Annotated in this window: 12 protein-coding genes; all 12 read right to left on the reverse strand. The window is 55.4% G+C overall.

Translation table 11 applies throughout. The annotated features are described in order from the left end of the window. Window positions 1-87: 87 nt before the first annotated feature. A complete protein-coding gene (locus tag AC54T3_RS09630; protein ID WP_496624276.1) occupies window positions 88-303 on the reverse strand; it encodes a hypothetical protein in 216 nt (71 codons plus the stop codon). Beyond that, window positions 287-778, reverse strand: a complete 492-nt coding sequence (locus AC54T3_RS09635; RefSeq protein ID WP_496624278.1) for a PIN domain-containing protein — start codon at window positions 776-778, stop codon at window positions 287-289. Before AC54T3_RS09635 ends, AC54T3_RS09630 begins: the two co-directional genes overlap by 17 nt. Before the next feature lie 15 nt (window positions 779-793). Further along, window positions 794-1,198, reverse strand: a complete 405-nt coding sequence (locus tag AC54T3_RS09640) for a hypothetical protein (protein ID WP_496624279.1) — start codon at window positions 1,196-1,198, stop codon at window positions 794-796. Window positions 1,199-1,791: 593 nt separating this feature from the next. Then, window positions 1,792-4,101, reverse strand: a complete 2,310-nt coding sequence (locus tag AC54T3_RS09645) for an SIR2 family protein (protein WP_496624281.1) — start codon at window positions 4,099-4,101, stop codon at window positions 1,792-1,794. 257 nt (window positions 4,102-4,358) lie between these two features. Beyond that, the gene (locus AC54T3_RS09650; RefSeq protein WP_496624283.1) at window positions 4,359-5,624 is read right to left on the reverse strand and encodes a DUF4062 domain-containing protein; all 1,266 of its coding nucleotides are present in this window, start codon (window positions 5,622-5,624) and stop codon (window positions 4,359-4,361) included. A 124-nt stretch (window positions 5,625-5,748) separates the two neighbouring features. After that, window positions 5,749-6,660, reverse strand: a complete 912-nt coding sequence (locus AC54T3_RS09655; RefSeq protein WP_496624284.1) for a restriction endonuclease — start codon at window positions 6,658-6,660, stop codon at window positions 5,749-5,751. A gap of 610 nt (window positions 6,661-7,270) precedes the next feature. Next, window positions 7,271-7,444 carry a hypothetical protein gene (locus AC54T3_RS09660; protein WP_496624285.1) on the reverse strand — a complete coding sequence of 58 codons (174 nt, stop codon included), beginning with the start codon at window positions 7,442-7,444 and terminating at the stop codon, window positions 7,271-7,273. A gap of 116 nt (window positions 7,445-7,560) precedes the next feature. Continuing rightward, the gene (locus AC54T3_RS09665) at window positions 7,561-8,130 is read right to left on the reverse strand and encodes a Uma2 family endonuclease (protein ID WP_496624286.1); all 570 of its coding nucleotides are present in this window, start codon (window positions 8,128-8,130) and stop codon (window positions 7,561-7,563) included. 80 nt (window positions 8,131-8,210) lie between these two features. Further along, the gene (locus tag AC54T3_RS09670) at window positions 8,211-9,527 is read right to left on the reverse strand and encodes a UbiH/UbiF/VisC/COQ6 family ubiquinone biosynthesis hydroxylase (RefSeq protein ID WP_496624288.1); all 1,317 of its coding nucleotides are present in this window, start codon (window positions 9,525-9,527) and stop codon (window positions 8,211-8,213) included. A gap of 48 nt (window positions 9,528-9,575) precedes the next feature. Beyond that, a complete protein-coding gene (gene ubiH, locus AC54T3_RS09675) occupies window positions 9,576-10,850 on the reverse strand; it encodes a 2-octaprenyl-6-methoxyphenyl hydroxylase (RefSeq protein WP_496624290.1) in 1,275 nt (424 codons plus the stop codon). Window positions 10,851-10,879: 29 nt separating this feature from the next. Beyond that, a complete protein-coding gene (locus AC54T3_RS09680; protein ID WP_496624291.1) occupies window positions 10,880-12,295 on the reverse strand; it encodes an aminopeptidase P N-terminal domain-containing protein in 1,416 nt (471 codons plus the stop codon). A gap of 4 nt (window positions 12,296-12,299) precedes the next feature. Continuing rightward, window positions 12,300-13,010, reverse strand: a complete 711-nt coding sequence (locus AC54T3_RS09685; protein WP_496624293.1) for a UPF0149 family protein — start codon at window positions 13,008-13,010, stop codon at window positions 12,300-12,302. Window positions 13,011-13,149 lie beyond the last annotated feature (139 nt).

Genomic DNA, 13,149 nt, shown 5'->3' on the forward strand with positions numbered 1-13,149 from the left:
AAGTCCTCGTGTGCTCCCTTCTTGTGAACCGCCTAGTGCGGACCCGCATGCTAGGCGGTGTGAGGAGGGCGGGTTAGACACCCGCCCTTACCCGATTAGCCGTTTTTTTCGCCGCCGCTCCATCGCCATCCTGCTGATCTCTTCAACAGTCTTGTCGTTCCATAGAGTTTTTTGCCATTCAGTATAATCAAATGGTTCGCGCATCATGAGCGTAATGAATCTCTCGGCGTGCACTTCTCCCAGTGCAGTGATGAGCGCCTCCATGCCCTTTATACGGACTTCAGTATCAGTTATGGTTATCATCAATATCTCCTACGATATCTATTGGATTCGCGGCTTGGATCTTTGCGATTTCGGCCATCTTCTTTAGTAGTCTGTCATCAGTCGTGATAAAGAAGTCTGCATTTCCTTCGATTGCCGCTGCCACATGGAGAGCATCCTTGGCCTTGATACCATACGCTACAAATGAGTTTGCCCTTTCCTTCAGTGTCTCGGCTTCCTCAATGTCAACGACTGCGAGCTTTTTCCATTTTTCTATCGCGCTTCTCTTATCTTCAAATGGATTTTGGTCATTCTCGATATCTAGGATATAAGACCACACGAGATCCACTTTCCGTTCTTTAATTCGCTCCTGGATATAGAGTTTCGCTTCGGTTTCCAAGCGAATGCGAATGTAACTTTGGTCGTCGAAGGGTCGATTAAATGCGCAGTTGTCAAGATAAAGTCGCATTATCGTTTCACGCTTTAGTGCATTGTCTGCCCGTTGTTCGGCCTTCACCGGCTAACGCAAAGCTCAGCCGACGCGAGCCTGCGCGGCGGGTGAGCGGTCGGCTGGAGCGCCTTGTTGGGCGCGGGTTAGTTCCCAATGGTGGATTTGCCCTTCCCAGTTTTCTTGTACGGAACTTACGATTGCTCTATGAAACTCTTGGTGCTCGGGCTGCAACGCCATGAGAAAAACGACGTGGGGTGTGGAAAATGCCTCAACAAAGGAGCCAGGTGTCGCGTTCCTCAAAGTCTCTAGCATGCGCTGAATAAAATTGAGTCGTTTTTCGCGAATGAAGTGCTGGTATATCAATAGTGACTTCCCGGATGCCCAGAGCGCTTCCACTTCGCGCCAATATAAAAACTTCGATGAGTCCTTTCCACCGTAAACCTTTGATTTCACCTCCAGCCCTTTTAAGGTGCATAAAAACAACATTTAAGATCAGCCGGTTACGATATCAGAGTGGATCTTACAGCCATCGAATCCAGCGATCTCCTACAAGCACTTCGAAGAAAAATCAGGGGCTTGCAGCTGGACACATTTCGCCACCTTAAAAGGGCTGATTTCACCTCCAACCCATTGTCGGGGTCGAGGAAAACGCAATCGCTACCTTGCGCCGGTTGGGTAAGCGAATTGAACCACGAACTTCGGCCTGAAGCTGTATCGGGCACAAGGGAGGAGAAGTATTCTGCTTTCGGGATAAGGCCACTGCCTTCGATTAAGCTTACTCGGCGCTTCCGGCCCGACGCCAAAAGCTCTTTGATTTTTTGGAACAGAACAGGGTCGTGACGTGACCACTTACCTGGATGCTCCAAATACGAAATGAACTTCCCATCTGTACTCCCATCGTCAGGCGTCAGCATCCAGGCGACCAAAATACGGAGCCCACTGGCACGAATGATAGCGCGCAACAGTCCGTACTTCCGATAGTCGTTGATGTCCCCGAAATATTGGTCCTTCATGGTGCTCTCTTCTTTTACGCCCAACGCCGCAATCACGCGCTTGTCGCGTGCATTGCTTTGTTAGCACTATATAGATGATCTTAGGGCATTATTAACTTGTCCCAATAATCGAGAAACGTTTTTTATTCGATTATCTTTATCCGCCTCTTCAGCTAACCATGCCCTAGACTTTTCAAGATATCCTCTTGCAATTTGATCTCTATATTTTTTCCAGTACCTTAATGAGTGGTCAGCGTATGACATAGCATGAAAAGCTTTTCTCATATCAGCAGTATGGCATTGCTCTAAAGATTCCATGCTTTCACCCAAGGCTTTTCTGACATAAGTGGAATCAGGTAAAGATATGTTGGCTTTAAATTTAATTATTGCGCATGAATTCTTTACAGACCAATTCCTACTGCCACTCTTAGCAATTGCCTCATCTATTACCTCAAATGCTCGTTGATGATTCCCCCTTCTACTAAGATACAAAGCTTTTTGCTGAAGGTTAAACGGCGAGCTATGCTTTCTATAAATCACGTCATATAGTTTCTCACCATCGTCTGTATTAGGGAACGCACGCTCAAATAAACGAGCATCATAAGCTCGTCTCTTAAATGAATCATAATTTGGTATGCAATAGCGTGAGACATTGTTATGGAAATTCTCCAGCATATGAGCTAAATCGGTTGCTGGCGCAATTGTAGAAATGTGGTCGGCGAGTAGGTTGGATCTTATCGAAAAATAATCTTGTTCGCTATCAGAATAGTCGCCAGCGTATTCTGACAAGCTACTACTCAATATATCAATTAAAGAATATATTTTTTGGTAGCTTCCAAACCCTTCTTGAAAATAGCTGTATAACACATCCATAGACGTGACACTTCGGCTACTATGAAGGTAACAAGCTAGTAGAAACAGCTGCACAAGCCTGTCGTCTTTTCTTTTAAGGTCTTCTAAGACGTTTTTAAAGCGCTCTTTGATGCTAGGGGTTTGGCAGTTATGCTCAACTAGTTCGAATAGCGAGTCCCCTTCCCTAATGGAGTAATTTTTTCGTGATTTCAAATCAGCAGGAATGCTATCTATAACTTTCTGCGCATCAACATCATTTAGATGTGTGATGTCAATAATTTCGATATTTTTCCTTAGAAAATTAGCTCTCGATGCTGACAGGTATGCATAATCTCGTTCAGCAATTACCATTTTAATATTGGCACACTTAGAGAGTGTGTTTAACGCCTCTATCGAGGTTTGCATGTTATCCACAAATAATAGAGTTGGAGTTTCCGCCATTCTCGATGAGATAATATCAGCCTTTGATGGTGAAATATCGGACATAAATAGCTTTACTCCGATAAAATCATAAAAGGCGGCCACCTGCATGAGTAGAGTAGACTTTCCAGTCGCTGGCCCACCAGTGATCAGAACATTCTTTCCGCTATTCAAATTTTCTTCTATATCATCATAATGATGCAGCCTGCTAACCCGGGACGAATATATATCACTCCAAGAGGGGTTGGCCCCTTGGTAAAAATCACTTATTGATCTACGTTCTATATCAGAGTGACTGGGTACCGAATTTTCTGGAAATGGATTTTCATGCTGCGACGCACCATATAAATTAGGTTCGGAATCAGAAAAGGAGGACAAATAATCTAAGAATGACTCAGTATCAGAGCTAATAATCTTGAAATCCAGAGATCGATAGTATTCTATCTCTCCCTCATCCACATACTCTGGATGGACGATAATCCAAGCGTTTTTCCTGTTGTTATCATTAAGTGACTCGGCAAATACCTGCAATGTTCCTGCATCTTTAAGGGCGTATCCCCAAAAAAGAGTTGGGAACTTGTTCATTATGGATTTTAAATAGTTCCACCTGTTTGGGTCATTTGAAAATGCGCTAGAAATATCCAAATCGCCAAAAATCAAAGGTGATTCGGGATCGGAAATAGTTCCGTGCAGTGGGAAATAATCGATAGCAGATTTCTCGTGAAAACTAACCCCGTTTAAATTTGCATTATTTATATACTTATTGCTACTTCCTCTGAATATACACTCTATTAAGTTGTCTATATTTGTAGTGAATATATTTTTTAAGTTAACGAAAGGAAGGTTTTTATATTTTTCGCTAAATTCACCGATTTCAAATCGCGCTTTATTATAACGGTCCAACTCATCTCTTTTGGTTCTGGATATTAGCGTGCAAAGTTGCGGTAACTGTAGAGTTTTTGGTGCTCCTGGAAACTCTTTCAGTATCTCTTTCTTAAGATCGTCACCTACAGGAAGAGATCTACCTTGTAGATCGGCTGAAAGCACAGAGAATCCTGCTCCAGTGAACAAATTTATTCCTTCGACCAAGCTTCTTTCGAATGTACTTTTGCTTTCTATATCCATGCAGCCCTTTTAAGGTGGCGAAATGTGTCCAGCTGCAAGCCCCTGATTTTTCTTCGAAGTGCTTGTAGGAGATCGCTGGATTCGATGGCTGTAAGATCCACTCTGATATCGTAACCGGCTGATCTTAAATGTTGTTTTTATGCACCTTAAAAGGGCTGCTATATCCATGCCATCCTCTTTTCTATGTTTGTGCTAACGCTTTGCTCAGCGGCGCGCGCCTTTGGCGCGTCCGCTGGAGCTACTTGTTGGGTGGGAATTTACTGCTCATTCAAAAAGTTTGAAACATCTAGATCAGTAACTCGTTCTTTTTCTATCTCTTTATCCATGCCTTCAATAGGGCTGCCAGAAAATACGAAAGGCATTTTAAATTCCGCTCCTTGCAAGTGTTTAAGTATAGCTGAGGAAAGCTGAATAACATTTACCCACCGCTCTAACAAATGGAGTAGCTGAAGGAGTTTCATTGTATCCATATTAAACTTTTCAACATTGCGCCCTATGTTCTTTGGGGAATATTCGAAAACAACCTCTAGTACTTCATTGGTATTTGCTCTAGACAATAGCCTGATTTCATTCCGAAGTTGATAAATTGCCTTAAATGCAGGTTCTTCTACAAACTGGTCCTGTTTCGCGTCGAATCTTAGAAAAAATGGTGATTCAATTGCTCTATCTAACACCTGTGCATGAATCTTCACCCCTAACAAGGAAATGGCGAATGTCGATATAGTGCCCCATCGCTTCCCAATCACCTCTGTCACGCTATGATTTCTTGAGCTCATATTCATGCTGTGTTCTTGCCTAAATGCGCATACAGAGTTTATTGGTGAATAAATCTTTCCCTCGTCGATTTTTACCAGGCTCGATTTTAGTATTTCCGTTAGTTCGCGACTTAACAAACGCTTAAAGGCTAGTTTTTCTAGAGGTTCTCCTGAAAATGTTTCCGTTCGAATAACATCTGAAATATCACGAAATGTTTCGAATGTGTGCACCCAATTAGCCGTGGGAAGTGGCCCTTTCCCCTTGACGGCTTTTGATGTCTCTATATTACGGCTAACCTTATCTATAAAATCGCAAATTGCTTCTGCATCTGTTGCGAATTTACTATCAGCATTGACTATTTCAGTAATTTCCTTTTCCTCGGCGGAAGATTTTCTAAGAAATCTTGATAACTCTTTCCTTTGCTCACGATATTGCCAAACATCACGTCGTACAAAGGTGATTATTTTCAGCTTTCCTTGTTGATGTAGCTTGTATGCATCACGGTACTCTTGCCGCGTTATGCTGATCTTGTTCTCTTGGTCGTACCACCCACCAACACGATTTCCTATTAACAAGATGAAGTAATCAGCTTTCTGGAGGGTTTCCAAGCAGGCACTATAACTATGCTTATTTAGCGGCTTTGGAAAATCATTGAATTCTGAGGCAAGAACTAGATAGCCCAACTCTTCAAGAAAATACTTAATAGACGATCTTAGATCACGGAAGTCATAAATTGTCGATGATAGAAAAAAGGACGGTCGGTTCATATTTATCTCAAATCCATCTCATCAGCCAATTGTATGCTGCACCCAACGTCAACCACAGCCCGCGCCAAACTGCGGCCTGAGCGAGAGCGAAGGCCGCAGTTTGGCGTCGGAGCTGGTGGAGTTGTTAGTTGTGTTTTTCATTAAGTGTGATGGCATTTACGTAGATTTGACCCTTGTTCTGAGCAGCCGCAATCTTCTTGTCGAGCATCTCGGAGAACGTTTGCATGCCTTCTAAGACCATCGTCAAATCCTCTCCATCGACGAAAATGGTTTTGATTGCTTTCCCTGCTACGATAGACGTTACGACATTGCTGCTAAACCCATTGACCGAAACGAAGATCCCTCGCCCGTAGAGCTTCCCTTCGACTTTTCCAACGAACTGATAGACCGCCTCGTTGGCCGCTAACTGTTCTTGCCATTTAGCTTCGACCAAATAGTTCTCGCCCTCAAACTTAACGGCTCCATCTATTTGTTCCCCGTTCACTCGAAAGGCCGTTGTTACAGTCAGAGAAGATATTTTGGCAAGCTCTTGGAGTATTGCTTCAAGTTCATAGCCTCTACTCTGAGGGCTGACTGCACCTTGTAGCAGTTGAATAAAGCGAGTCTTGAGTTCCGCCAACGTTCTCTTCGGGTTCTGCGCCTCCGCTTCCTTTGCCTCTCTCGCCTTCCGTTCGCTTTTCAACCTTTGATCGCGAAGCTCTTGAAGCTGCTTTAGATGATCTATGGAGCGCTGCGCATCAGCGCGATTCAGTTTCTGAAGTGTTTCAAAGTAGTAGGGATCAAAATGACTCCATGCTACGAGAGCCTGGAGCATCGCGCGAAAAGGACCTAGTCCGCCATCAGTCTTTGACGACAAATGAGCAAACATGGAGTCAACTAAGCTGTTTCTGGTTTGAGCCTGGGTATCCCCGAGTACGGCTATGTCAGCCTTTGTGCAGCCATTGTTGGCAAAGAAAGCGACGATGTCTTTCTTGGGCCAAAGAAGCTTGAGGATGCAATCACGCATTGCTCCTTTGATGTCAGACGGAAAGCTCATCCTGTGTGTTCTTCTTTTAGCTAACAGTGTATTCATTTGCGTGCAAATTGAACCATCGAGTTGCATGCACCGCGAAAACGAAAGCTTGCACGCAAACCAAACCATTCAGTATGCAAGCAACGCCATGATTCAACTTGCATAGCTGCCGTTTGTCTAGTGACTGATCAATCCTCTTGGTAAGCATTACCAACTAGCGTTTAGCCTCCCAAGTCAGCGGCTGATTGTCTGCAATCCAGGCTCTCTCATGATCGCCACCACTGGAGTCTAGCGCACGTCACGCCTTCGAGCAGCTTCCTTGCCACTCTGGTCTGACGGCGGTGCGCAGCACGGCCGCTCTTCTCGGCGCCTCGTTCTCGCTCTTCGCTTCGATCAGCCACAGGGCGCGTTGCGACAACGCCCGCTGTGGCGTCTGCCCGAGTGCTGATGGCTTGCACCTTGTTCGCCGCGACGAGCCCGCCCAGAGGCTTTGCGCCGGAGGCCGGGCGCGCGGACGCGGAGCGGAGCACGACCGGGCGGAGGTGTGAAGGCCGGCGGCTTTTCTGGCAGGGAGCCGCGAGGCAGGAGCCGAGCTTGCAGAGCGCTGGCGAGCGTCAGCGAAGCCAGGGCGGAGCTACCAGGGATGGACGCTGCCCCGGTCTAATGCGCGCCGGGAGCGCGCCGATTGCCAGGACGGCACAGCGGTTAAGGGAGGCAAGGCGCTGGGGTCGCCCTGCAGGTAGCCGGCATGGTTGACCAGGACGATCAGGGACTCAAGGCCGCGTTCGGTGGTGTCGGTTGGCGGCATCGCTCATCCTCCGGCAGGGGGTGCGGCCTAGGCCGCTTCGCGGATTTGGATGTCGCACAGCAATCCTGCCGTGGCCGCCATGCTGACCAGTGCATTGAGGTCGAATAGTTTCAGTCCTAGGCAAAGATCGCGCCAAGATCGATCTCGCCGGCGTTAAAGGGCGGAATGCGCGCCCGTTCCGGGGTGTCGCCCTCGGGATACTCGGCCGAGAAAATGACCTTGTAGCGGCCATCCTCTAGCGCATAGGCGATCAGCGAACGGTCCTCGGGCGAGATGACCCAGTAGTACGGCACACCGGCGCGTTGCAGCAGCAAGAGGTGATGGACCAGATCTTTGCGCTCATGGCCAGGCGAGAGGATCTCGCAGACCCAGTCTGGAACCACAGCCACGACACCAGTTGGTGGCGTCGGTAGGCGCTCCCGGCGCCAGCCCGCAAGATCATGGCTAGGGCATTGATGCTCGTTGTAGTGCACGCTGACTTCGGTCAGGATCCACCAACCGCTCCGGCTGCCACCAGCGGCCTGTTGCGCCTGAACCTGGAAATTCAGCCCCGACTGCGCAAGTCCATGGTGGAAACGCGCCATCGGGCGCTGAACGATCTCGCCATCGATTAGCTCAAGGCGCTCATCCTGCGTCCAGGCCTGCAGCAGATCCTCAATGGTTTGTCGGCGGATTGCTTCCATCATGGGTTCCTATTAGCCTGCTTAGAAAGGATCCATCAGCGACTTCGCCGTTTCCGTCTCCAGTTTTAGCGCGCCACTGTCACTCAACCAACACGCGCAAGACGCGGCAAATCCTGCCCAAGCCCGAGCGCCTGACGGATGAACAGCGGCTTGATGCCAGGCAGGTGCTCGGCCGCCGCCAGGCCGAGGGTGCGCGCGCCGACCAGGGCCGGGTTGCGGTTGCCGAAGGCGCGCTTGAACAGATCCATCGCGGTGACCATCGCGGCATTGTCGCCACGCCGCGCGCGCTCGTAGCGGCGCAGGATGTGCAGGCTGCCGAGCGCGCGGCCCTTGGCGCGGGCATGATCGATGGCGTCGATGAGCGCGGCGACATCGAGGAAACCGAGATTCACGCCCTGTCCGGCCAGCGGATGGATGCCATGCGCGGCATCGCCGACCAAGGCCACGCGCGGGCGCACATACGCGCGCGCATGCTGGCGGCTGAGCGGGAAGGCGGCGCGCGGGCCGGCGCTCAGGATGGGGCCGAGACGCTTGTCGAAGGCGACCTCGAGTTCGGCGATGAAGCCGGCATCGTCGAGCGCGAGCAACTGCTCGGCACGTGCCTCGTCGGCCGACCAGACGATCGAGCAGCGGCCATCGGCGAGCGGCAGGAAGGCCAGCGGCCCGCTCGGCAGGAAGCGCTGCCAGGCGGTCTCGCGATGCCAGTGCGCGACCTCGACGTTGGCGACGATGGCGCGCTGGGCGTAATCGGCGGCGTCCAAGCCGATGCCCAGGGTCTCGCGCACGAAGGAGGCGCGGCCATCGGCGCCGACGACCAGATCGGCCGAGAGTTGGCGCTGATCGGCGAGCCGCAGTCGCGCCTGCTGGTCATCGATCTCGAGCGCGCTCAACGCGGCCGGCGAGAGCCGTTCGATCCGCGCCGTGTGGCCCGATGCCGACTGGTCCGGCACCGACTGCTCCGATGCCGAGCGGCCCGAGCCCGACTGGCGCGGCGCCGAGTCGCTCAATGCCTCCAGCCGCTCCCAGAGCGCCAGCCGGGTGACGCGATTCTCGACGATATGACCAAGATCCGGCTCGCCGAGATCGGCCGAATCGAAATGGATTTCGGCACCGCCGACCGCGTCCCAGACCTGCATCTCGCGGTAGGGGCTGACACCCAACTCGACCATGCGCGGCCAGGCACCGATGCGCGCGAGGATGCGCTGGCTGGCGCGGCTCAATGCCGAGACACGCAGATCGACCTGTCCCGCCGGCCAGGTGCGCTGGGGCGGTTGGCCGTCGATCAACGCCAGCGACAAACCGCGCTCGGCGCAGGCACAGGCGAGGGCGGCACCGACCATGCCGCCGCCGACGATGGCGATGTCGAAGTGCCCAAGGCTGTGGCGGTCTGTTTCTGACATCGATGAGGTCCTCAGTGCAGGCGGTGTGGCCAGCGGTTGAAGCGGCGGTTAAGCCAGCGGTTTGACCGGCGACGTTGGCGGCGGCAGCGCGCTCTCGGCCGGCAGCCCCCGGGCGAGTCGAGGCTGGCGCCCGCTTAGCCCCATGAAACGGCGCGCGAGGTGATGCCGCGCCATCGGGATCAAGTCTAGCCCGAGTAACCCCAGGTTACGCCCGGCGCGCACTGGCTCCCAAGGGTTGACGAACAGCCGCGCCAAGCCATCGGTGAGCCCGGCGATCAGTGCGTGGTCGGGCGCGCGCCGGCGCCGGTAGGGACCGAGCACCGCAGGCCCGCCGAGATCCTTCGCCGTGCGCCGCGCATCGACCAGCAGATCGGCCAGTTCGGCGACATCGCGCAGGCCCAGATTGAAGCCCTGCCCCGCCACCGGGTGTAGTGTGTGCGCGGCGTTGCCGATCAGCAGCAGCCGCTCGCGCGTGAGCTGGTTGGCGAGCATCAGCCGCAGCGGATAGGCGATACGCCGACTCGGCCGCGTCAGTTCGCCGAGCCGGCTGCCGAAACGCTGCTGTAAGGTCGCGATGAAGGCGTCGTCCGACAGCCCGAGGAGGCCAGCGGTCTCGGCCCGGGGCGCGGTCCAGACCACGCCATAGCGGCCCTCGGTCATCGGCAGCAAGGCCAGCGGACCGCTGTCGGTGAAGCGCTCGAAGGCGGTGCCGGGGCGGGTCGTAGCCGGGATGCGCTCCGGGGTGATGGTGGCGATGATCGCGTCATAGCCATAGTCACGCTCACGCACCCCGAGCCCGAGGCGCTTGCGTACCGAGGATTCACCGCCATCGGCGGCCACCAGCAGCGCGGCGCGGAGCAGACGCGACTCGCCGGCCACCGCCACCTCCAAGTTGACCCGCTCCTTGGTGATCTGTAGCCCCTGCAGACGCCCCGGACGCAGCACGCTGATACGCGGCGAGGCCGCCATGCGGGCGCTGAGCGCGGCGCCCATCACGCGCGCCGGAGCGACGTAACCGAGCGCAGGTACGCCTTCGTCCTTGGCATCGAGATGGGCGAAGCCGAAGTGACCGCGATCGGAGACATGCACATGCTGGATCGGCGCCGCGTCGGGCGCGATCTCGGACCAAAGGCCCATGCCTTGGAAGATGCGCGCGCTGCCGAGCGAGAGCGCGATGACACGCTCGTCATAGCTCGGGTGCGCCGGTGTATCGGCGGCCGTTGCCTCGACTACCGTGATGCGCAGCCCGGTCTCGGCGAGCGCGACGGCGAGGCTGGCGCCGACCAGGCCGCCGCCGATGATGACCAGATCAGTGTCGTGCATGGGAACGTCTCGGACCTCGGTGTTAGGTGTCAGTTGTCAGGCGCGCTCGCCGCCATCAGCGCCTCGATCGCATCCGGATCCTTGGGCACGCCGGCCGAGAGCACCTCGGGCTCGCCCTCGGTGACCAGCACGTCGTCCTCGATGCGGATGCCGATGCCGCGATACTCGGCTGGCGCCTCAGCGTCCGGGGCGATATAGAGCCCCGGTTCGACGGTGAGCACCATGCCGGGCTCGAAGCGGCGCCATTGGCCGTCCTGCTTGTATTGGCCGACATCGTGCACATCCATGCCCAGCCAATGGCCGGTCTTGTGCATGAAGAACGGCTTGTAGCGCTCGTCCTTGATGAGCTGTTTCAGGTCGGCGGCGACCCCATCAGTGACGCCTTCACCCGCGATCAGCCCAAGCTCGACCAATCCCTGAGTCAGCACTTTGAGCGCCGCCTTGTGCGGCTGGTTCCAGCGGTTGCCGGGGCGCACCTTGGCGATCGCCGCCAGCTGCGCCGCCAGCACCAGCTCATAGAGCCGACGCTGGGGCGCGCTGAAGCGACCGTTGGCCGGGAAGGTGCGGGTGATGTCGGACGCATAGCCGTGCAGCTCGCAGCCGGCATCGACCAGCACCAGATCGCCCTCGCGCAGCACATCGGCGTTCTCGACATAGTGCAGCACGCAGGCATTGGCGCCGCTACCGACGATCGGCGGATAGGCCTGGAAGCGGGCGCCCCGCTCGGCACAGGCGGCGAGGAAGGTTGCTTCCAGACGCTGCTCCGAGCAGCCCGGCGCGGCGGTCCGCATCAGGCGCTGGTGCGCCGCCGCCGAGATGGCTGCGGTGCGGCGCATGAGCTTGAGTTCAGCCTTGGATTTAATCAGCCGGCGCTCGTGCAGATAGGGGTCGGAGCTGACCAGCTCGCTGGGCGCACCGATGCCCTTGCGCGCCAGCGCCCGCACCGCACGCAGCCAGCCCATCACGCGCCGATCGAAGCCGTCGTCGAGCCCGAGCGGATAGACGACCTGGCGCCGGTCGCCGAGGATCTCGGGCAGGCGCTCATCGAGTTCGGTGATCGGGAAGGCCTGATCGGCTCCGAAGTGCTCGAGCGCGCCCTCGACCCCATGGCGGAAGCCATCCCAGACCTCGCGCTCGGGATCACGCGCGCGGCAGAACAGCACGAAGGCGCCGTCCTTGCGCTTCGGCGCCAGAACCGCGACGGCCTCGGGCTCGGGGAAGCCGGTCAGCCAGGTCAGGTCGCTCGACTGGCGATAGGGATGATGGACATCCCGATTGCGGATCACCTCCGGCGCCGCCGGCACCAGCAGCACGGACTCGTCGCCGAGCGCCTTGAGCAGCGCTCGCCGCCGGCGTCGCAGCTCGGCGCTGCTGTAGGGATGGGGAGCCCTGGCGGTGGTCGCGCGTGCGGCGCTGCCAGCCGCCACCTTGGTCGCTTCTGTCATCGGTTTAATGCAATCCTCTCTCGTGCGCCTGCTGGGCTTGCGCGTTGGGCAAGGTCTTGGCCGTTTCCTCCCGAATCAGCATCGCGGCGATGCGCAAGAATTCAACGATCTCGGTGAGCGCCTGTTCATCGGCATCGTCTTCCGCGACCGATTCCAGATCCAGGCGCGTAAGTTCGACCAGATCATCAAAGGCCTCGCGGGCCTGCCCCTGCAGGCGCTCACGCTCCAGACCACCGAGCGCCAACCCGAACAGCAGGCCGCGCACCCAATCGAGCACGCCATTGGCGCGCTCGTGCAGCGGCCGCTCCTCGCCTGGCAGCAGCAGCTCGAAGCTCACCGAAGGTGGGGCGATCGCGGACTGGGTCCAAGTCGCGAGTTGGTCCAGGATCGCACGGCGTGCCTCGGCGTCGCCATCGGCCTCCTTGGTGGGCGCGAGTGCGCGCCTGTGGCCGGTCAGATCCAGCGGCGCCGATGCACCATCGGCGCCGTTCGCATGGATTGGTGCTTCACGCGCGTCCATGGCCGGCGCGTCCACCGGCGGTGCCAGCAGCTGCGCGTGCCAGCGCTCGAGCGCATCCGGCAGATGCAGCGCGAGCAGACCGCAGAGCATGCCCTGAGCCTCGGCGGGCGTGGGCGCCAGCTCGGCACCGACCAAGAGCTGAGTCAGGCGTTCGTAATCAGGGGCGTCGTCGGAGAAGGGGGCATCGGAGACCATGTACAGATCCTAATCATCGGTGGGGGCACTGAGCGAGCGCTGAACGAGCATTGGGCGAGCCCTGATCGAGTCCCGCTCGGGCCCGGATGACGCCGAGCCCGGCGCTGGCGGACAGTCAGATCAAGTCACTTGGTTTGAC

The organism is Halochromatium sp. NSM3 (assembly GCF_059621085.1).

Bases quoted from the DNA above. Each gene is read 5' to 3' on its own strand.
- AC54T3_RS09630 (WP_496624276.1), bottom strand. From the start codon at position 303: ATGATAACCATAACTGATACTGAAGTCCGTATAAAGGGCATGGAGGCG.
- AC54T3_RS09670 (WP_496624288.1), bottom strand. From the start codon at position 9,527: ATGTCAGAAACAGACCGCCACAGCCTTGGGCACTTCGACATCGCCATC.
- AC54T3_RS09645 (WP_496624281.1), bottom strand. From the start codon at position 4,101: ATGGATATAGAAAGCAAAAGTACATTCGAAAGAAGCTTGGTCGAAGGA.
- AC54T3_RS09665 (WP_496624286.1), bottom strand. From the start codon at position 8,130: ATGATGGAAGCAATCCGCCGACAAACCATTGAGGATCTGCTGCAGGCC.
- AC54T3_RS09640 (WP_496624279.1), bottom strand. From the start codon at position 1,198: ATGTTGTTTTTATGCACCTTAAAAGGGCTGGAGGTGAAATCAAAGGTT.
- AC54T3_RS09680 (WP_496624291.1), bottom strand. From the start codon at position 12,295: ATGACAGAAGCGACCAAGGTGGCGGCTGGCAGCGCCGCACGCGCGACC.
- ubiH (WP_496624290.1), bottom strand. From the start codon at position 10,850: ATGCACGACACTGATCTGGTCATCATCGGCGGCGGCCTGGTCGGCGCC.
- AC54T3_RS09650 (WP_496624283.1), bottom strand. From the start codon at position 5,624: ATGAACCGACCGTCCTTTTTTCTATCATCGACAATTTATGACTTCCGT.
- AC54T3_RS09655 (WP_496624284.1), bottom strand. From the start codon at position 6,660: ATGAGCTTTCCGTCTGACATCAAAGGAGCAATGCGTGATTGCATCCTC.
- AC54T3_RS09660 (WP_496624285.1), bottom strand. From the start codon at position 7,444: ATGCCGCCAACCGACACCACCGAACGCGGCCTTGAGTCCCTGATCGTC.
- AC54T3_RS09685 (WP_496624293.1), bottom strand. From the start codon at position 13,010: ATGGTCTCCGATGCCCCCTTCTCCGACGACGCCCCTGATTACGAACGC.